General features: G+C 48.0%; 16 protein-coding genes. 8 read left to right on the top strand and 8 right to left on the bottom strand.

Features of this window, described 5'->3' with window-relative positions; all coding sequences use genetic code 11:
* Window positions 1-109 precede the first annotated feature (109 nt).
* The 6 genes from Q6A92_RS05980 to Q6A92_RS05955 all read right to left on the bottom strand — a co-directional run bounded on the left by Q6A92_RS05980 (window position 110) and on the right by Q6A92_RS05955 (window position 6,962).
* Entirely contained in the window at window positions 110-1,495 is a 1,386-nt protein-coding gene (locus Q6A92_RS05980; RefSeq protein ID WP_332237398.1) for a sensor histidine kinase, read from the bottom strand.
* A complete protein-coding gene (locus Q6A92_RS05975; protein WP_274401231.1) occupies window positions 1,483-2,175 on the bottom strand; it encodes a response regulator transcription factor in 693 nt (230 codons plus the stop codon). Before Q6A92_RS05975 ends, Q6A92_RS05980 begins: the two co-directional genes overlap by 13 nt.
* Before the next feature lie 68 nt (window positions 2,176-2,243).
* A complete protein-coding gene (locus Q6A92_RS05970; protein ID WP_332237397.1) occupies window positions 2,244-2,999 on the bottom strand; it encodes an ABC transporter ATP-binding protein in 756 nt (251 codons plus the stop codon).
* Window positions 3,000-3,046: 47 nt separating this feature from the next.
* Window positions 3,047-5,353: an ABC transporter permease gene (locus Q6A92_RS05965; RefSeq protein ID WP_332237396.1), complete on the bottom strand. Its 2,307-nt coding sequence runs from the start codon at window positions 5,351-5,353 to the stop codon at window positions 3,047-3,049.
* Window positions 5,354-6,004: 651 nt separating this feature from the next.
* Entirely contained in the window at window positions 6,005-6,160 is a 156-nt protein-coding gene (locus Q6A92_RS05960) for a DUF1540 domain-containing protein (protein ID WP_332237395.1), read from the bottom strand.
* Window positions 6,161-6,263: 103 nt separating this feature from the next.
* Complete coding sequence (locus Q6A92_RS05955; RefSeq protein ID WP_274401235.1) at window positions 6,264-6,962, bottom strand: hypothetical protein; 699 nt, start codon at window positions 6,960-6,962, stop codon at window positions 6,264-6,266.
* Between the two features lie 374 nt (window positions 6,963-7,336).
* Here Q6A92_RS05955 and Q6A92_RS05950 point away from each other — a divergent pair, with 374 nt between their 5' ends.
* The 3 genes from Q6A92_RS05950 to Q6A92_RS05940 all read left to right on the top strand — a co-directional run bounded on the left by Q6A92_RS05950 (window position 7,337) and on the right by Q6A92_RS05940 (window position 9,615).
* Complete coding sequence (locus Q6A92_RS05950) at window positions 7,337-7,627, top strand: ArsR/SmtB family transcription factor (RefSeq protein ID WP_274401322.1); 291 nt, start codon at window positions 7,337-7,339, stop codon at window positions 7,625-7,627.
* A 66-nt stretch (window positions 7,628-7,693) separates the two neighbouring features.
* Window positions 7,694-8,866, top strand: a complete 1,173-nt coding sequence (locus Q6A92_RS05945) for an MFS transporter (protein WP_332237394.1) — start codon at window positions 7,694-7,696, stop codon at window positions 8,864-8,866.
* Between the two features lie 68 nt (window positions 8,867-8,934).
* Window positions 8,935-9,615, top strand: coding sequence for a GNAT family N-acetyltransferase (locus Q6A92_RS05940; RefSeq protein WP_332237393.1), 681 nt, complete (start codon window positions 8,935-8,937; stop codon window positions 9,613-9,615).
* Here the strand turns inward: Q6A92_RS05940 and Q6A92_RS05935 are convergent.
* The gene (locus Q6A92_RS05935) at window positions 9,604-9,918 is read right to left on the bottom strand and encodes a hypothetical protein (protein WP_274401238.1); all 315 of its coding nucleotides are present in this window, start codon (window positions 9,916-9,918) and stop codon (window positions 9,604-9,606) included. The two genes, Q6A92_RS05940 and Q6A92_RS05935, sit on opposite strands and share 12 nt — an antisense overlap.
* Window positions 9,919-10,002: 84 nt before the next feature.
* On the opposite strand from Q6A92_RS05935, the gene Q6A92_RS05930 reads away from it, so the two are divergent.
* The 3 genes from Q6A92_RS05930 (at window position 10,003) to Q6A92_RS05920 (ending at window position 13,656) form a co-directional block, all read left to right on the top strand.
* The gene (locus Q6A92_RS05930; protein WP_274401239.1) at window positions 10,003-10,620 is read left to right on the top strand and encodes a TetR/AcrR family transcriptional regulator; all 618 of its coding nucleotides are present in this window, start codon (window positions 10,003-10,005) and stop codon (window positions 10,618-10,620) included.
* Window positions 10,601-11,068: a hypothetical protein gene (locus Q6A92_RS05925; protein ID WP_274401240.1), complete on the top strand. Its 468-nt coding sequence runs from the start codon at window positions 10,601-10,603 to the stop codon at window positions 11,066-11,068. Before Q6A92_RS05930 ends, Q6A92_RS05925 begins: the two co-directional genes overlap by 20 nt.
* An 878-nt stretch (window positions 11,069-11,946) precedes the next feature.
* On the top strand, window positions 11,947-13,656 hold the full coding sequence (locus Q6A92_RS05920) for an AAA family ATPase (protein ID WP_332237392.1): 1,710 nt from the start codon (window positions 11,947-11,949) through the stop codon (window positions 13,654-13,656).
* 118 nt (window positions 13,657-13,774) lie between these two features.
* Here the strand turns inward: Q6A92_RS05920 and Q6A92_RS05915 are convergent, their stop codons facing one another.
* On the bottom strand, window positions 13,775-15,331 hold the full coding sequence (locus Q6A92_RS05915; protein WP_274401242.1) for a Vga family ABC-F type ribosomal protection protein: 1,557 nt from the start codon (window positions 15,329-15,331) through the stop codon (window positions 13,775-13,777).
* Between the two features lie 924 nt (window positions 15,332-16,255).
* Between Q6A92_RS05915 and fabF the strand changes: the two genes are divergently transcribed.
* Window positions 16,256-17,494: a beta-ketoacyl-ACP synthase II gene (gene fabF, locus Q6A92_RS05910; protein WP_274401243.1), complete on the top strand. Its 1,239-nt coding sequence runs from the start codon at window positions 16,256-16,258 to the stop codon at window positions 17,492-17,494.
* A gap of 966 nt (window positions 17,495-18,460) precedes the next feature.
* Window positions 18,461-19,435: an FTR1 family iron permease gene (locus Q6A92_RS05905; protein WP_274401244.1), complete on the top strand. Its 975-nt coding sequence runs from the start codon at window positions 18,461-18,463 to the stop codon at window positions 19,433-19,435.
* Window positions 19,436-19,817: the final 382 nt, after the last annotated feature.

The raw sequence follows: 19,817 nt of genomic DNA, 5'->3' as shown, positions 1-19,817 counted from the left end.
GGACAGCCATTCCAACATCGGCCATAACGCATCCGGGGCCGAAACTCTTTACATGCTGTTTTCTAAATTTGAGCGGGTCCATAAGCCGGATAAAAATAATCTTCCGTCCTCACAGCGGCAATGAAAAGCATACCTCGGTACCGCTGCCGAGCACACTGTCGCATTCAATGCGCCCCCCGTGGCGTTCCACGATATCTTTCGCAATGCACAGGCCCAGGCCGGAACCGGGGACATCCTGTCTTCGTGCTGCGTCGCCGCGGTAAAATCTGTTGAAAACAAAGGGGAGGTCATTTGCCGCGATGCCGCTGCCGGTGTCTTTGACGCAGACAATCAGTCCGGCGGCTTCCAGCTTAAAATGAATGTTTATCCTGCAGCCGTGCTGCCTGTATTTAATGCTGTTGGATACAAGATTCTGCATAACCTGTGTGATCCGTTTACGATCGACCGTGATCAGCACATTCGGAACCTCGTCAACGGAGAAGGCCACACCCGAGTGCGCCGCGTCAAGTGACAGCTCCCCGCAGACCTCTTTAAAAAAAGGCCGCGCATAAATTTCCTCTAAAACAATAGGCAGTTCGCCAAGCTGTGCCTTTGTTTCTTCAAGAATGTCGTCTATAAGCCCTGTCAAAAGCCGGACCTTTCTCAGCATCAGGCCGGAAGGGTCATGGATCCGCGCAGGGCTGTCGGCAATGCCGTCACGGATTTCTTCCGCATAGCCGGAAATGGCGGCAAGCGGTGTTTTCAAATCATGGGATACACAGGCAAAAAGCAGCCTGTCGGCATTAAGCAGATCGTTCTCACGCCGGAACGCAGCTGAAAGCTCATCACGCATGGCCTCAAAATCATGGCACAGTGAACCTATTTCGCCGGTGTCGTCATAGAGCAGCCGCGTATCCAGATCGCCCCGCAGCATCCGCCGGGTCGAGCCGTGCAGCAAAGCAATCGGAGCGAAAAGGTCATTTTTCAGAAGATGTGCGACAAAGAAAAGCGGCAGACATACACCCGCCGTCAAGAGAAAAAGCGATAAGATAACCGGCCATGCTGCATTCGGAGAACTGTAATTCTTTTTATCGGCTGTCACAAGCAGCATGCCGCTGATTGTGCCGTTACGGACAATCGGAGAGGCAAAAGTAAGCATTCGCCCATTATTTTTTATACCATTGAGACCGGAGAGGGTATGCAGATCGACAGTATCCCCTTTTCGATACGCAGCAACGGTCGATTCAAGCACCCGGCCGTCGGTGCCGAAAAGGGCATAGTGTGCCTTGTTTCCGACGTGAAGCGCGCCTTTCTCCGCCTGAACCACAAGAGCGTTAAAATCGACACGCATCCGCCGGTCATCAAATGTATCGGAGACGATGCTGTACCAAGTAAAAGCCGCAAGAACAGCCAGCCCGAAACAAAGAGCGCCTGCCAAAAAAAGCAGGCGCCCTATCCGGCGGCGGATTCCGCCGCCTTTTTGTTTCCGCCGCATGAAAGAAGTCACTTTTCCCATTTATAGCCCACTCCCCAAACGGTTTTGACAAATTGTACGTTGGCTTTGGCGAGTTTTTCACGAAGCCGGCCGACAGTTACCGCCACAGTGTTATCATCCACATAATCCGTGGTGCCCCAAAGAGCCGCAAGCAGCTGCTCCCGGGAAAAAACCTGCGAAGGGTGGGCACAGAAATAGTCAAGCAGGCGAAACTCCTTTGCCGTAAGCGGCAGTTTTTCAGCGCCCACCGATGCCGTAAAAGAAGCCGGATCGACGACCAGTGCCCCGCAGATTATTTTCGCGCCGGCGCCGGCAGCCGGCCGCGCAGCAAAGGCTACATATCGGCGGATGTGCGATTTTACGCGGGCAACCAGTTCGACCAGCGAAAAAGGTTTCGTGAGGTAATCGTCGGCTCCCATACCGAGCGAAACCAGCTTATCAAGATCGGAACTTTTGGCAGAGATGATGACGATAGGAACAAACGAGGCCTGCCGTATTTGCCGGCAGACCTCGATGCCGTCCATCTTCGGCAGCATGATATCGAGGATGACAAGCGAAGGCTCAAAGCTGCGCGCCTCTGAAACAGCCGACTCGCCATCATAGGCATGCCGCACGGCAAATCCCTCTTTTTTCAGATAGTCTTCCATAATGCCTGCAAGATCGAGGTCATCTTCCACAACAAGCACTTTCTCGTTTGCCATCGCACCGCCCCCTCAGATGATCTTATTGTCGCACAGCAGCGGACAGGCGGCAACGGCTATTCGCTAAATCACCAGCCATGCTGCTGTAAGAAAGCAAAAATGGTTTCTTCACGCCTTGCCTGCTCCTCTTTATCATAGCTGCCGAGCTGCAGATCGCCTTCAATGCGCCCGTCTGAGAGATAAACAAGACGGGAGGCACGTCCCGCGGCCTTAAGGTCGTGTGTCACCATCACAATGGACTGTCCTCCCTGTGCTAACTGAGAGAGAATGTCGAGCACTTCAAGTCCCGAAGCGGAGTTGAGTGCTCCTGTCGGCTCATCGCAAAATATGATTTGCGGTTTGCCGATCAGGGCACGTGCAATCGCCACACGCTGCTGCTGCCCTCCGGACATTTCCGAAGGATATTTATCACGTTCCTCTGCAAGGCCGAAGCGAGTCAGAAGCGCCATCGCTTTCTCGTTAACCTCTGTTTTGGGTACCCTGCCGTATCCGCAATAGACAACATTTTCAAATGCAGTCAGATCGGGAAGCAGGTTGGCGCTCTGGAATACAAAAGAAATATCATTCTTGCGGATAGCCGGAATTTCCTTCTCCGGAATCTGCCTGATATTGCGGCCCAAAATTTCCACCGTGCCGCTCGTCGGCCGGTCCATTGTGGAAATCGAGTATAAAAGTGTGGATTTCCCGCTTCCGCTCGGTCCCATGATGACCGTGAAATCTCCTTTGTAAATTTCAAGGTCCAGATTTTTCAGTACATTGACACCCTGTTTGCCGAGAATATAATTTTTGCAAAGCTTAACTGTTTTGATAATTGCTTTTTTCATATGTCGATCCTCCATGCATTTCGTGTTTTCGTTTTCCTGCTCCGGCCCTATTCTTCCATCAGTTCAACCGGAGAAATTTTTCTCAGCGGAATGCAGAAGAGCAGCGTCAGTGCAAGTATGCCCGCAAAGATCGATCCGATCAGTATGGTTAATTCCTGCGGACTGTTCACCAGCCCAGGAATACCCATCATCGAATAAAATATGAAGGGCGAAAGCGTCAAATGGAGTGTGACGGCCAGTGCAGCGCCGAGCAGTGACAGCAGCAGAGTTTTAAACAGATTTTGCAGGCTGATATAGGTATTCGTGAAGCCCATCGCCTTAAGGATCCCGAACTTTCGGCGATCGTCGAGCTGTGTGGTCATCAGCAGATTGAAGATATTGAGCAGGCTGAAAGTGATAAAAACCGTGACAAGCATGACGGTTACCGGATTCATGATCTCTTCGACTGCTGTGATTGGTTCCTTTACATCCTTCTGCATCCGATCCGCAGTAAGACCGAGATCATGCTTCATGCGTGCGACAAAGGCGGCCCGATCCGTTCCGCTTTTGAGCTTAACAGCCATCGAAGCCGGCCGATAGGGGAGGCCGGTCTCTTTCAGCGACTGATCGGTCATTTCAATCGTTTTGCTCGTGTGTACCATATTGTCATAAATGCCTGTAACAAGATAGGACTTTTTACTGTTCCCGATGGTCAATGTAATATAGTCTCCGATACCGATGGAAGAGCCCTTAACCGTGCCGCTGCTCACGGCAATTTCATTCACGTATTTTGGGGGCCGCCCAATTTTAATGGCATTGAAAAAGTCCCTGTCTGATAGATCATTCCAGCTGATGACAGAGCTGTTATTAAAGTCTGCGCCATAACTGTTCTTTTCTGTTTTGATACTGGCAAGGATAAAGGGCGAGCCGTACACACTGTTCAAAACCGCCGGATCGTTTTGGACCGCTGCGATTTTTTCCGGTGTCAGGCCTCCGCTGACATAGTAGTCTGCGCGCGGTGTGCCAAACCAGACATCCGTATTTTCTGCAATATGGTCAACCGTGTAGTTGATGCTTATAAAAAAGGTACTCAGATAGAAACTGACTGTGAGGATCAGCACAAACATGACGCTGAACGAACGATGCTTCCATACATCGTTGATGGCCGTTGCCAGCGGAGAAAAAGCGTGAGGAATCAGCGAACGCCTGAGCTTTTTCGGTGAGGAACTGATGCCGATCTGGAGAGCCTGAACCGGCGTGATGCGCCGGATACGCCGGTGGGCCTGCCAGACAGATAAAAGCAGCAGCATGAAAAGCGCTGCGGCACCCCCCAAAGCGAGCAGCACCGACGTAAAGGAAAGCCGAAATCCGCCGATGTATCGCGTGATCGTCGTTCCGACAGCATAGCCGACCGGCAGACCCACTGCCGATCCGAGCGTAATCCCGACGGCTCCGACGAGTGCATAGCACTTGAGATAAAAGCCGGCGATCTGCCTGTCTGTGAAACCCATCGCCTTATAAATTCCGATAGAGCGGTATTCCTTAATGAGATTGTTTTTAATCAGAAAACGGATAATCACAATCGACACCACGAAGATCAGAATCGCAGAAAGCATGCCGATACTGCCCAGGATCAGTGTGAGCATGGTAAAGCTGAGCAGCAGCTGAGAAACGTTAAAACTAGTGAACAGGGCACTTGTTATCGAGGATGGCAGGTTGTGCAGCCAGGTTTCCGCATCGGAATAATCTTTTTTAGAATTGATGGCAAGGAGAACAGTGGATTCCCCGCCCTTCAGCGAGGAGAGCGTCGACTCGGAAACATAAAACGGATAGATCCCGAACATGCCTGACGGACAAGTGGCATCGTTAATGAGTCCGGAAACCGTAAGCGTTCTGTTCGAGGTGCCCTGCAAGGTGATTTTGTCACCGGTCCTGATCCCCTTCTGGTCGGCAAAAACACCGAGTAACCAAATCTCGCCCGGCGCCGGCCCTGTTTTATTCTGAATTCCCGTCTGAGGCGTGATTTTCCACGAGACCGCACGGTAGTCCGGCAACGCGTAAAATGAAAACAAACCGGGTGTGATATCACGGCCTCCGAACATCAGCTTATCGGCGACGATGCGGCCGTCGAGTGTTGCAACACGTGTAAAATCTTTGTTGTTTCCCGCCTGAGCAAGCAGCCGCTCGGCCGGGGCACCCCGGCTGACGTTGACAAACAAATCAGGGGAATTTTTCTTTGAATAATAGTCTGCCGCATAGTTGCTTGTTTCCACAGTGAAAATGAGGCAGGCACTGAAAATCGCCGAGGCAAAAAAGAGGATAATTCCTATAAGAGTGAACTGAAGTTTCTTCTTTCGCAGCTTATGAATCCACATCGTACGGCCAACTTCCCTTCCTGAACTTTCTTTATTCTAGAAGAAAAACCTGACAGTGCATCAACAAAAGGATAACAAAACAATAACGCAGATCTGACCGAAAAAACGGCTGTGCGGAAAACACAGGAGCGGCGGACAGAAACCACTGTATCGGTTCCCATTTTTCGCCTGTCCGAATGGCCCTTTTTAAATAGTTCCCTTCCATCAGCCGGATATTTTCTCCTTACTTTTTAGATGCCGTCACACGGCGGGTATCCTTGCCTGAAGGCCCGGTTCTTGCCGGGTCCGGCAGCGGGCTTTTATCATCCGGCTGCCGCTTATGTACCGGGCGCAAAAAAGGCCGGCCATGATCAAATGATCGATCGGCCGGCCTGTGTTTCACTGCTTTTACTTTTCGGTTAGCTTTTCTTTCAGCTCTTCTGCTCCAGCCGGAACACACCGAAGCAATTCTTCTTTAAGAAAAAACAGCTGGCTGGATTCGGCAATTTAACAGGGACAGACATTCTGAATAACCTTGTCTTTAGCTTTCTCTATAGCGGTCAGTGCTAATCTATTTACACTTCTTTATCTGTATAAGAAAAAACAGGAGCATACTTCCGGCTTCCGCTGTTCATCATATCTTTGTCCGTCCGTTTGAACTTTTTTCGAGAATCATTTGACCGGTTCAAAGGTCCTGCAATCTGTCTCTTCATGATCGGAAGCCTGTTTGCCTTTATGGCTGACAACATAAATGGTATCGGCCGCACATTTGTTCCCGCTACCCCAAAATGTGCAGTTGCTCACTTCACAAAGTACGTCTTTAGCCAAGTTTCTCACCTCCTCGGCGCTTAGTATAAGCCGGGCCGGGAAGATTGATTCTTTAAAAGCTATAAAAAGCACTCGAACCGTTGCGGCGTTCCGAACATTTGCATCAATAACTGAGCCCGTGCCGATGATGGTTATGTTCTATATGCCGGTGTTTCAGAGAAGGAAAAATACATTTATCAAAAATGCCGACCAGCGGGCCCTGAAACAAGAGCGAAAAAATGGTGCCCACATTAACTGCAAAAAGATGGTACGTCGTGATCCAGCAAACGATAATCACCAGGATAGGCGGTACAAAAGTAACTAACTGAGCAGCAGGCGCACTTCCCCTCAAGTACTTAAAACGGACAATCTGCATGAGATCGTCACACGGATGAAGCAGCCAATTAACCCGCTGATAAATCGAAACGGCCAGGGAAATAAGACATATACCTGCGACATCCAAAATAATCCGCACAGTAAGAGGCAGTGCATCGATGCCCAGACCGTTTAAGAAGACGCTGAACATCCCGATCAGATAGCTGAACGGGCCTAAAAAAACAAGATTACCCAAAACGCGGCGCCAATCAAATCTGCCGATGATCAGCACGTTGATCAAGATAACGATAAGGCCGTAAACAAAAAGAACTAAGTCCAGGGGAACGCCTGTCATTTGCGTAAAATTAACTGCCGAAGCGGTCCATAACGCACTTCCCAAATTTAACGAAACCGTCAATGCATTTCCCAAAGCATTGAAGAAAATTGACATCGTAAAATAAGCGATGTTCTCAACGTTTCCCATTTGTACAGAATGTTTAGCTAACACGCCTATTTCCTTTCCGTATCAAAAAATATTTCAAGCTGCCTTTCCGTTTTCTGCAACCTTTTTATAGTTTAATCCTTTTCCCTTGAACCGTTCAATACTTGATTCCGCAAAATTATCCGCTCCGACTACGGCCGCCCGCTAACCCCTTTAAAAATCGATACACAAAACGCCCGCTTGATTCTCTGCGGCCGTTTCAGAAACAGCATGCATACTGATTGAAAATGAAGTATCGGCCGTTTGTTTTTTTCAGGCAAAATAAATTTTTACAAAGGGGAAAACGTACTCGGCTTGACGGTGTCGCAATGAAGCACATTTTTCTGACACACAGCTTCGAACCAGTTGACAAGATTAAGCGGGCATTATACCATAGTTCTATGAATATAGAACAGCAAGATAAGAACCAAGTACTCGTGCCTTTATTTAAGGCTTTGGCTGACGAAACACGATTAAATATTGTTCGAACGCTACGCGACACGACTGGAGAATTAAGCTGCGGTGACATCGGCGAAAGGATGAACATTGCAAAATCGACCGCCTCCTATCACTTCCGGACGCTGAGAGAAGCCGGACTGATCAGCACACGTAAAGACGTCCGAACCAAATATGTCAGCCTGCGCCGCGATGTTTTTGATGCTTGCCTGCCGGGTTTCCTGGATTCCTTGTGAATCCGGGTATTTATTTATTCGTTAGTTCCATTATTGTAGAACAATGAAATAATAAGGGAGATCCTAATGAAAAAAATTCCGCTGCTATTTTTTACGACCACATTTATCATCGGAACTGACACATTCCTCATTTCACCGCTCTTACCGGTACTTAGCCATATATATCATACGCCGTCCAATCTCGCGGGCTGGATGGTCAGCGCCTATGCATTAGGCTACGCTCTATTTGCATTGATTGCCGGTCCGTTATCCGACGGTATGGGCCGCAAAAAAGTCATGATCTTCGGTTTGTCTGGTTTCACCCTGGCTACCTTCTTATGTGCCGTCTCCCCCAGTTTCCCGACAATGATTCTTTTCAGGTTCCTGGCCGGCATTAGTGCCGCTTTTGTCACCCCGCAAATCTGGGCAGCCATCCCGCAGCTTGTCGCGCCAAAATCAATCATAAAAACAATGGGCGTCGCGACGGCCGGACTTTCTGTTTCCCAAATGATCGGTCTTCCCGCAGGCAGCTATCTTGCCGTCTTTTCATGGCGGGCCCCTTTTCTGGCCCTTTCTTTTTCTGCACTGCTTCTCAACTTTGCGATTGGGTCCCTTCTGCCTTCCCTTTCGACCGTTCGAACAAATAGGAACAGGCACATCGACCGGATTTATAACTCTGTTATGAAGGCGCCTCACGTCTTTAACTATTTTGCAGGCTATTTCATGTTTCAAACCGGTTTTTTTACCTCATACGCTTTTTTAGGCATCTGGTTCACTCAGGATTTTTCTCTGAATGTCGCTTCTATCGGCACGAACATGATCCTGCTTGGGCTTGGCAACTTAATCGGATCGCTTTTCGGCAGCAGACTCGTCGCCAGAGCGGGCGTGGCAAAATCCGTCCTTTTTTCCTTGATTTTCCTATCCATCACTTACGTACTCCTTCCGCTCTCGGGATCACTGTGGATCGCCGAAGGCCTGTTCCTCCTCATTTTCTTAGTCGGCGGCTTTATTTTCCCCGTGCTGATGAGTACTCTTCAATCGCTCGCTCCATCGGCCCGAGGCACAATTTCTGCCTTAGCAAGCGCCGTGATGTACGCCGGCACTACAGTCGGAGGCGTTATCGGCGGGTTCTTGTTTGACTGGTTTCACGGTTTTATCGGAATCGGACTTTTTGCTGCAGCAATGAATGTGATCCCTCTCCTTTTCTTTCAAAGAGCAGGGCTGTTTCATGATAAGAAAGAAAAAGGCATGCGCCGATAGTGCCGGCGGCATCCCATTTGACATTCCGCTGCTTCCGGTAGTTAAATGTTTTGTAGAGAGCGCTGTTAATGATCCGGGCGGCACAGCTTTACCCCCCTGCCAGTGTCCCTTTCATACCGTTCATGATGCGGATCAACAATCTGTTAAGCCGCGTTCAGGCGGCGTTTCCCGTTATCGCGATACATATCAAAGCAATCATTATTACAATTAGGAAAGGAAATTATATCTTGGCAACTTATCTGCGCAGAACGACCGACAATGATCTACCCGAGATCGGCAGAATTATTGAGAGTGCTAAATTACTGCTGAAAGCAAACGGTATTAATCAATGGCAGGACGGTTATCCGGACGAGACAGCTTTACAGAACGATATTAGGCAGCAAGTCAGTTACGTGTTGATCATCGACGGTCAAATCGCCGGTACCGGCGTCATCCTGAACCAAGTAGACCCGTCCTATGAAGAAATTGAAGAAGGCAGCTGGGCGGGGCCTGAAAAATCCGCTTACAGCTCAATTCACAGGACCGCCATGTCTCCTGAATTCCGCGGCCGCCACTTATCCTCGCTATTGATGGGATACCTGATCTCCGCAGCCGGATTAACAGGGCACGCTGATATCCGGATTGACACGCATCCTGACAATCAGGCGATGCAGCGTGTGATCAGAAATGCCGGATTTGATTACCGGGGCATTATTTATCTAAATAAGCCCGATGGCAAACGCCGGGCCTACCAGCTCTTATTGCCTTAATTCCGAAACAGGAAGGCACCCGGATCGGGCATCGTTCCATTCATCAAAAGCATACTGCTCCGGAATTGAAAAATGCAAAACATGTACACGAGACCGATTCTCTGCGACATCCGCACCGATCGAAAAACTGCGCTCAACGACCGATGAATCGAGCGTGACGGCCGATAAGCTCCCGGCGGCGACCGATACCGGGCATATAATGACCGATAAACTGTTCAGAACGACCGATAGACTCCGGTGATGATCGATAAACTTCCGGAAGGCGATCAATAAACGGTCCTTAACGACCGATGAATCGGGCACACTGGCAGTCTATTCAGATCTGCAGGTTGAAAACTAACTAACGTTAGTTTATAATTGGTATTAGCAATAATAGAAGGTGAAAAGTTGAGTACAAAGCAGGATATTTTTGATTGTGCACTGGCTCTTTTTTCAAAAAGCGGTTATAACGGCGTATCGATGCGGGACATTGCAGGCAAAGTCGGTATTAAAGGCAGTTCAATCTATAACCACTATGCGGGAAAAGAGGCGATCATGGATGACATTTGCCAGGCTTTTGTAAGAACGCTTGCCGTTTCGCGCCCTCCTTTGGAGAAAGTGGCCGAGAGTATAGATAAGACGAACGCCGCAGATGTATTCAAATCTTTAATCGTCGCTTATGGCAGACGGATCAATGAACAGTGGACACAGATGGCACGCTTAGTCTTTTCGGAGCATTTCTACAACCAAAAGGCCGGGGACATATTTGTCAGAGAAATTCTTGAAAATAATGTTTCCTATTATGTATCCGTTCTGGCAGAGATGGAACGTAAAGGAAAAATCAAGAAGATCGACAAGCCATTCATCGCGGCTCTGTTCAATAATGAGCAAGTCATGCTTTCCATGCAGTATGCACACTGTCAAACGGATGAACAGAAAAAAAAGGTCGCTGAACTGATGATGAAAAGTGCGGATTATTTCTTTCAGAGATTGGAGACGAAAAAAGATGCAGGCAGCAGGCAATAAAAAATCGGCATCCTGTTATGTATTGATCCTTTTACATTTTTTACTGGGCATCGGGGCATTGATAGGCGGGGGATTATTAATTTTAGCTCCGGACGGATCGCTTCTCAGCATGCCGCTCTCGCTTTTAAAATACAGTACATTTCACTCTTTTTTAATCCCGGGAATGATCTTATTCCTTGCGCTGGGCTGTTACCCCCTGGTGGTCGCCTTGTTTCTGATCAATGAAAAACCGTTCCGTCTTGCAGAGATATTCAATTTATATAAAAATACGCATTGGGCCTGGATGCATTCGCTGTATGTCGGTTTCACGCTCATTATCTGGCTGACCATTGAGATTTATATACTGCAGGGAATTGGCATCGTTCATCTTGTTTATATGTTTCTTGCGCTGGCTATTCTGGCCGTTACCCTGCTTCCTTCAGTAAAAAGATATTACACGCATTCCTGATTCCGGACGGCGGAAATACAATCATACTGAAATTATAGAAGAGGACGTCTCAAGAGTTGATGGATCAACGATGGGACGCCCTCATTTTATAAACAGAGGTCAATCAAAGATTTTGATCGTCCATCTCATTCATCAACGGCTCTATTCGGCAGAACAGCACCGCATTCTGCCGTTGAAAAAAGCGGCCGCAGCTATTAAAAATTCACTTGCTCACGATCCGTTAATCTATTTTTAATTTACAACATGTATCTTTAAGAAGATTTATTTGTATTGTCCATTTTAGGAGAATAAAACACCCGATCGTTTTTAAATTCGTCTATGCGCCTTTTTTACTTTCAATCAAGAATTCCGAGGGTGATCTATCACTTAGCATTCCTGCAGGTCCTCCGGCTTCCGTTCTGTCCATCTTCAGGGTACATGGCGAAGTGACCTGTTCCTGCAGAAAACCGTCGCAGAATTTCCGGGTTTTGTTTCTCAATCGCTGACTTTCATCAGCTATGTTTGCTTTCAATTCACTATTGTGTTCCTTATGCTTTATCCGTTCATAATGAGCACACGTTGAAAATCCGATCCTTCTGTAAAATCTTGTCGGAACATGATCGGAGGCGTCCGGGCATAAGCTTTAATCTATGTATAAGGGGAAGATCTGAAACTCACAAATGAACAAAACGGCATTTTTCAATGAATGGCGGTGATCGGAACCATAAACGCTTCCCTCTTAACGGCCGGATCTCCTTTTCCGTGAGAAGAAAGACAGCAAATAGAGGAAACGGACATTGGCTCGGCCTTAACGACACTGAGGAGACCTGTATACCAATTTCTTATATCGCCTAACAGAATTCAGGAAAAAACGAAACATTCCGAGGGGAAGTGAGATTATGAAAAAATACCGCCGGGTCATGTGGCGGAAACTGCTGATTGCTTCGATGATTATCGCTGTCCTAATCGGACTGCTCTGGGCAGGCGGATCAGGCGTGTGGAATGTTGCCCTGACTGTATTAAACTTAGTGTTCCAGCTGTTTTTTGCCGTACTGATGATTATTATCCAATTTGCCGCGCTTTTTTGGTTCCTGGCCAGAGGCCGGACATACTGGATCATGCCCGGCGAAACCGGATCAAACTGGAATGATTACCGGGGCAATCCTGAAATCGTTGAGAATGCCAAACGAATTGTCACCTTGCTTAAAGGGGTCAGAGACTTTAAGAAAATGGGAGGCGAAGCGATACGGGGTATGCTGTTGTGCGGATCTCCGGGGACCGGCAAATCCTATCTTGCCCAAGTGATCGCCAATGAAGCCCAGATCCCTTTTGCTTACGCATCGGCTCCAAGTTTTCAAAACATGTTTTTTGGCGTCGGCAATTTAAAAGTCATGAGCCTTTATAGAAAAGCGAGGAAACTGGCCAGGACATACGGTGCCTGCATCATTTTCATCGATGAAATCGATGCGATCGGCATGTCGCGGCAATCAAGCGGCGGCAGCGGCGGTCTCGGAGCGCTGTTCGGCATGGGCGGTTCCGGTTTGCTTAACGAATTGCTTCTGCAGATGGATCCGCCGAATCTCGATCATTCACGTTTCGCCAAATTTCTCCGTTCGCTTGGGCTCCGCCATAAAAAAGCGGAACGGAGCGCCGTTCTGACAATCGGCGCCACGAATCTGCCCGACGTGCTGGATCCGGCCCTGCTTCGTCCCGGCCGGTTTGACCGCAAACTCTGGGTTTATCCCCCGGACTATGACGGGCGGGTGGATGTGTTCGACTATTATCTTAAAAAGGTGAATCGCAATCATACATTAACTCCGCAAAAGGCGGCACTGGACACGATCGGCTACAGTCCGGCGCAGATTAAACATATTGTCAATGAAACGATTATCATTGCCCACCAGCGCGGTTCCAAAGACGCCGGCTATAATGACTTCCGGGCGGCCATGGAAACTTATGAGTGGGGTCTTCAGCAGCCTCTTCGTTCCATGAGTGCCGACGAGCGGCGCAACGTAGCCTATCATGAGGCGGGCCACGCGGTTGCCCAATATCTGCTGAAACCCCATGAGCGTGTCTGGAAAGTGACCATTATCCGCCGGGGCGGTGCGCTCGGCATTGCTGCAACAAAGCCGACACAGGAGCGGTACAATCAAAGTGACAGCGAAATGCTGGCAGAAATTCAGGTCTGCCTTGCTTCACGGGCGTCCGAAGAGCTTTTTCTGGGGAAAAAGCTAAATGGCGTCACGTCCGATCTGCAGCAGGCGACTCTGCTTGCAGGCGCCTACCTCGGCGCGGTCGGAATGGGCGATGAATTATTCAGCTGGCTGTCCATAGGTTCACAGACCGATGCGCTCAAACAGTTGCGTCCGAAGATCAATGTCCTGTTAAAGGATCAAATGAATCAGGTGAAAATTTTAATTAACGAACAAACGGATTTCGTTCATGCCATTGCCGAAGAATTACTGAAACGCGGAGGGCTCACGGGAGAAGAAATTGACGAAATCTACGTCGGGCTGAACGGCCACTCGCGGCCTGAAGTACCTGAAATTGCATGGGTCGATAGCGCCGATACGGAAGCGCCGTCTGAAAAAGTCGCCGATCGGGAATAGCGGCAAGGGCGATCATTTCTCAAAGCCGGAGAAATGATCGCCCTTTTTTGCTTGAATTTTTCCTCGCCTTGCGGCACGCCGCCCGGATCCGCTGTCCATTCTCTCATGTCTTCCGCATTCAGGATCGATCCCGATTTCTTTTTTCTTTCAAAAGGTTTTGAAACTCCATTTCCAATTCTTCAGACGGCTCGATGCTTAAGCGGCTGAGCACTTCTGTTATTTTGGTCTCGAGTAAAAGCCGCCGGTCATTCTGATTATCCTGATTCTTTTTCGGCTGATCCTGCTTATATTGCCGATAGGTGCCCTCAAATAAATGGATCTTCTGATCGCGGATTTCCAGAATGCGTGTCGCAAGCCCGTCAATGAAGCGGCGATCATGGGAAACGAAGAGCACGCTCCCCTCATACTCTTTGAGAAGCGACTCTAATGCGCGGGCAGCCTCTATATCAAGATAATTCGTCGGTTCATCTAAAATCAGCATATTAACGTCACTTAAAAAGAGTTTGGCAAGCGCCGCCCTTACTCGCTCACCGCCGCTCAAAACCGCAACAGGTTTAAAGACATCCTCTCTAAAAAAATGCATGCGTGCAAGAACCGTCCGCACCGTCGATTCGTCCTGCTTTGAAGTCGAGCGGACGTTCTCAATAATCGTCTTTTCTTTATCCAATATGTTTAGATTTTGGCTGAAATAGCCTGGTTTCAATGATGGTGAGCATGTGATGCCGGGCGCCCGGCCGACGATCTTTCTGACCAACGTCGTCTTTCCGCTGCCGTTGGGGCCGATAATCGCAAGCTTCTCGCCGCCGCGGACAAAAAAGCTTGTTTTTTCCCAAAGTACCCGTTTGCCGATTCGTCCGGATATATCCTCCGCACGAAGAATGATCCGATGCTTAAATGTTTCTGCATTCGGCAGATCCATCTTCAGCGGCTGAATCTCTTTCACTTTTTCTGCCTGTTCAAGTTTTTCCAATCGCGTTTCCATTGCATTCGCCGTTTTCTGCAGCTTCTTTTGTTTCTTGGCATAGTAAGGTTTGGCCGCCCCTGATTCCACATGACCGGGCCTCTTTGCGGCCCGTTCTGCTCTTCTCTCCTTTAACTTCAGTGCTTCTTCCAGCTGCCTCTTCTTTTTCACATAAGTTTCATAAGCGATTTGTTCCTGATGACGTCCGGCTTCTTTTTGTTTTTCATAATCGCTGTAGTTGCCGGCATACGTGTTTATCCTGCCTTCATCGATTTCCCAGATCGTTGTGCACAGGGCATCCAGAAAAGCACGGTCATGGGAAACGAGGACAAATGCTCCCTGCCGCTCATTCAGTTTCTTTTCCAGCCATTCGATATGGTCCGCATCAAGATTGGTTGTCGGTTCGTCTGCAAGCAAAAGTTCCGGATTTTTAGCAAGCACCTCCTGAATGTATTTCTGCGTCACTTCACCGCCGCTTTTTGCTGCCGCCGTCCGCTTCAGCTGCGGCAGCAGCTCACATGATACATGCCGGATCACGTTTCCCTCTTCAGACGGACTTTTTCCCGCCAAAATGCGAAGCAGCGTCGTTTTCCCGCTTCCATTCCGGCCGATAAGGCCAACCCGGTCATTTTTATGAACCCGTAATTGATCGACAGCAAACAGCAAACGGTCTCTAACGTACTGTTTTATATTCAATGCTTCTAACAAGATCATCGAATCATCCCCGCTTTTTCATTTTTCAGGGACGCAAAAAGTCCCCCATCCGTTCTTTCAGAATAGGAGGCACCTATAGGCAAATACCAAAAGAAGAACGCCCTTTTGGCTCAGCCGCCGAAAACCCATCCTATCCTGAAAACTCCGATTGAAGACATGGAAACAGACTTACTCCTTTTCTTCCAGACGCCTTCAATAATCGGATTTCAAACATAGGATCAGTTTTTCATTGGCCTTGATTCACCCTTCCGTTCGTTCGATTACATTTACTGTATGCGATTAATAAGGCATTGTCAAATGCTGCAGGAGAGACAGGCCGCTTCATCCCAATGGGGACAGTCATTCTCCGAAAGACGTTTTATGCATAAAAGCGGTACCTGGCAGTTTGAATGCTTTCACACATGCCAATCTTAAGACAAAGTTACTGTGATAAAGCTTAGACTGATTTACAATAAACGGATATTGCGCAACAGCCCGGATCGGATTCTGGACCCAAGCATTGAAAAAGCGTCCGAACATGAGCGGTCGCTCCGATCTGATCAAGGGCGTCCGAATTGCTGGATAGTCGCTCCGAACCGTCGGAAAGTTGGGACCAGAATCCGGGCAGCCGCTCCGAAGCATCGGAAAGTGGCGCCGGAATTTTGAAATGCTGTACCGAATAGGAGCAATCGTTCGGTTTGATTCGATCGGCAGGCTTGATCGTTAAGCCAGCCGGTTTCGATTTCTTTGAAGACACTCTGTGCTACCTGATCGAAAAAAGACTGAAAGATTAAGAACTATTGTATGCCTTCCAGAAAACAAAACGGGAAGGGCTTTCTGTCCTGTTTTATCTCCCATTCACACCACCTTCTTTATCTGTTACCTCTTGTAATAGGATAATCCGTGATGTATTAATAAAATAACAGATCAGAGGAGGCACTAGAATTGCAAAGAGTTGTTATCACGGGAATGGGAATCATTTCACCGCTCGGAAACGATGTCCGTACGTTTTGGAACAACTTAATTGCCGGGAAATCAGGTATTCGAAAAATTGATACATTCGATACAGAACCATTTAAAACAAAAATTGCCGGCCTTGTAAGAGACTTCGATCCAGCGGACTGGATTGGAAAAAAGAATGCAAGGAGGCTCGATCCCTTCTGTCATTATGCACTGGCTGCCGCACAGCAGGCCTGGGACGATGCTCAGCTGAACAGTACCGGGATCAGCTCCGATCGCTTCGGCATTTTTGTAGGTTCGGGAATCGGCGGAATTCAAACTCTGCTCAACAATGCCGAGAAGCTGCGCGCCCGTGGTCCGCGGAGGGTGAGTCCGATGCTTATCCCGACAATGATCGCCAATATGGCGGCTGCCGAAATGAGTATCAAATGGCATGCGACAGGGCCTACTATGGCCCCTATTACTGCCTGTGCAATCGGCAATACTTCAATCGGAGAAGCCTTTAAGCTCATTCACAGCGATGAAGCAGATGTCATGTTCGCCGGCGGAACAGAAGCTGCGGTAACAGAACTTTCGTTGGCCGGTTTCGAAAATGCGACTGCCTTGTCAACAAGAAATGAACAGCCCGGAAAGGCGAGCAGGCCCTTTGATGCGGGCAGAGATGGATTCGTTATGGCCGAAGGGGCAGGAATTATTATTCTGGAATCACTGACCCATGCCTTGAACAGGCAGGCATCCATTCATGCAGAGATCATTGGCTATGGGGCCAGCTCGGATGCTTATAACAGAGTCGCTCCCGATCCGGAAGGTAAGGGAGCATACTCGGCTATGAAAAAAGCACTTGACGACGCAAGAATATCTACCGGCGAAGTAGACGTAATCAGCGCGCACGCAACCAGCACAAAATCGGGTGATTTATCGGAAACTGCGGCTATTAAACATCTGTTTGGGAAAAGAGCATACGACATCCCGATTACAGCCAACAAATCAATGACCGGCCATATGTTCGGTGCAACCGGCGGTGCAGAAGCCATTGCGCTTGTAAAAAGTCTACAGAATGACATTATTCCTCCGACCATTAATCAGGAAGAGGCAGACCCCGAATGCGATTTGGATTATACTCCGAACATCGCTCGAAAGCAGAAACTGAATATAGGCCTCTCCAATTCTTTTGGATTCGGCGGACACAATGCTGTTATCGTCTTAAAGAAATATTCCGTATAAATGAAGCTTCATACGTTTAAACAATTTTAAAAGCTGCCTTTAAAAGGGCAACTTTTTTAATGACTTATCGCAGTACTGCGGCTATATTAAACTAATTAAATAAACAATTGTTTAATACGCGGTTATTTCAATTCCGCACATAAAATCCTGTACTGAAAACACAGCAATCGGCTGAAAATCGACAGTAAACGGACCGGAATCAATAATTGCAAATAATCAGAGCAGTAAGATCGCCCTTGATTGATGGATCAACTGCGGCTGGAATTTTATTAACTTTCGGCTGAATTCGCAAGGTTATCGGCCGTTGCCCCGCTCCTTCCGGCCAAATTCAGGGTCCTATCGGCCGTTGCCCCGCTCCTTCCGGCCAAATTCAGGGTCCTATCGGCCATTGCCCAGTCTCTTCCGGCCAAATTCAGAGTTCTATCGGCCGTTGCAGGGAGTTTATCAGTCGTTGCGTCCGATTCCGTAGCACCCGATCAAATCATTGCAGAAGTTTGATCGCGGACACGCTCTTCGTCTCTCAAGAGATTGATGGTCTCAGGGAAAGTCGATCATTATCTGACGGCCCGGCAGGAAAATGAACTGAAGAGAGATATCCGCATTACTGAATTTTATCGGTCATTCTGAGATGGTATCGATCTTCAAACAAATATATTAACCATTATGGACATTGCCTGTCCCACAATATTCAGTTCTTTTACAGCATAGCTTTTTTTATTCTCTCTTCCTAACATTCTTTTCCCTGCTCATAACGTAAAGGGCAGATGCCGTCAAAACAAGAGGATCCATATACCCGGGCCTTTTCTTGCCCCGAAAAACTTTATGAACCGGGACAGCTATTGCCGTTCTAAAATAATGATTGATAAGAAAATTCGGCATTTATATTGACAAGAAACATTTCTGCAGGTATATTATTTAATTGATAATGATTATCGTTACCAAATAAAACTGTAGGAGGTTTCTAACTTGTCTCGACGACTGAATATAAAATCCGTCCTTGTTCTTGCAGGCGCTTTGATCATCATAGGTATTTTGACTTGGCAGGGCATTATTTACGGAGGAAATCCGCCGGATCCGTCGGAACAGCATATGAGTGAAACTGCGGGTATTGTCAATACAGGCATTCTTGTTTTTCGTGAGGGCCTGGAAGCAATCCTTGTACTCTCCGCGCTTACCGCAGGCCTGATGCGTACAAAACAAGTATTCTGGAAACCGATTGCTTTCGGATCCGGTGTCGGCTTTGCGGCTGTACTGACAACTTGGTTTGTTTTGGTCGGCATTATTTCGCTTGTTGCCGCGACGACATCGGAATATACTATTCAGGCTGCTACAGGATTATTAGCCATTGCCGTACTTTTACTGGTCATGAACTGGTTTTTCCATAAAATTTACTGGACGGTCTGGATCGGCGCACACAATAAGAAAAAGAGTGAACTGATCAGATCTTCTTCTTCCAAGAGTGCGTCGGCTACATACATGGGCCTGGCAATGCTCGGCTTCTCAGCTATTTATCGTGAGGGATTTGAAGTGGACCTCTTTCTCCAGACAATCCGCATGCAGGCAGGAGGAGAAATTGTTTTACTTGGTGCCATTGCCGGCCTTTTCCTGACGCTCATTGTCGCAGCGCTTACTTTCGTTGCTCAGCGAAAATTACCCTACAAAAAAATGCTGGTATTTACAGGTATTATGCTCGGCATGGTTTTGATCGTCATGGTCGGTGAGAATATACAGGAAATGCAGCAGGCCGGCTGGATCGGGACGACCGGTATCGGATTCTCACTTCCTTCCTGGTTAGGCATGTGGTTTGCCGTTTTCCCGAACTTCGAAGGGATTACCGCTCAGATTCTGGCTGCCTTCTTTGTGATTGCTTCTTATTTTGTCGCAGAATACATGCGGTCATGGAGGCCGCGGAAACAGGCCAGGCTTAATCAGGCCCATTAATGCATCGTCAGGAGTGCACAGTGCTTTTTCGTCCTGCTTTTTGATTGATTGTCAGCAGCGGGCGTACAGATTATCGCTTAGTGACCGGCTCGCCTCTGCTCAGCAGGCCTAAGCCTCCATGATCCTGCGGAAAAGGTAAAATTTGATTTTTAGGTTGAGGTTAAATTCTCATAAGTTGATAATTGAAGGAAACAAAAAGGTGTCATTCAAATGGCAGAATGACATCAAAAAAGAAGAACCGAAGAGGAATTCTCTACAAATTTCTCTCCGGTTCTTGAGTTTTAAAAGGCTTTTAAGGAAGCTTCTTTTGCAACAAAACAGGTTCACACTATCAAATTGGCCATTTTATGTTCAAATTTTCAATAATCGATATAGATGGCCA

This window comes from Sporolactobacillus sp. KGMB 08714 (genome assembly GCF_036598985.1).
In the GTDB taxonomy this organism is placed as follows: domain Bacteria; phylum Bacillota; class Bacilli; order Bacillales; family Sporolactobacillaceae; genus Sporolactobacillus.
The sequence above is the reverse complement of the archived record's forward strand: the minus strand, read 5'-3'. Positions and strand labels throughout refer to the sequence as shown.

Bases quoted from the DNA above. Each gene is read 5' to 3' on its own strand.
- Q6A92_RS05980 (WP_332237398.1), bottom strand. From the start codon at position 1,495: ATGGGAAAAGTGACTTCTTTCATGCGGCGGAAACAAAAAGGCGGCGGA.
- Q6A92_RS05975 (WP_274401231.1), bottom strand. From the start codon at position 2,175: ATGGCAAACGAGAAAGTGCTTGTTGTGGAAGATGACCTCGATCTTGCA.
- Q6A92_RS05970 (WP_332237397.1), bottom strand. From the start codon at position 2,999: ATGAAAAAAGCAATTATCAAAACAGTTAAGCTTTGCAAAAATTATATT.
- Q6A92_RS05965 (WP_332237396.1), bottom strand. From the start codon at position 5,353: ATGTGGATTCATAAGCTGCGAAAGAAGAAACTTCAGTTCACTCTTATA.
- Q6A92_RS05950 (WP_274401322.1), top strand. From the start codon at position 7,337: ATGAATATAGAACAGCAAGATAAGAACCAAGTACTCGTGCCTTTATTT.
- Q6A92_RS05945 (WP_332237394.1), top strand. From the start codon at position 7,694: ATGAAAAAAATTCCGCTGCTATTTTTTACGACCACATTTATCATCGGA.
- Q6A92_RS05940 (WP_332237393.1), top strand. From the start codon at position 8,935: ATGATCCGGGCGGCACAGCTTTACCCCCCTGCCAGTGTCCCTTTCATA.
- Q6A92_RS05925 (WP_274401240.1), top strand. From the start codon at position 10,601: ATGCAGGCAGCAGGCAATAAAAAATCGGCATCCTGTTATGTATTGATC.
- Q6A92_RS05920 (WP_332237392.1), top strand. From the start codon at position 11,947: ATGAAAAAATACCGCCGGGTCATGTGGCGGAAACTGCTGATTGCTTCG.
- Q6A92_RS05915 (WP_274401242.1), bottom strand. From the start codon at position 15,331: ATGATCTTGTTAGAAGCATTGAATATAAAACAGTACGTTAGAGACCGT.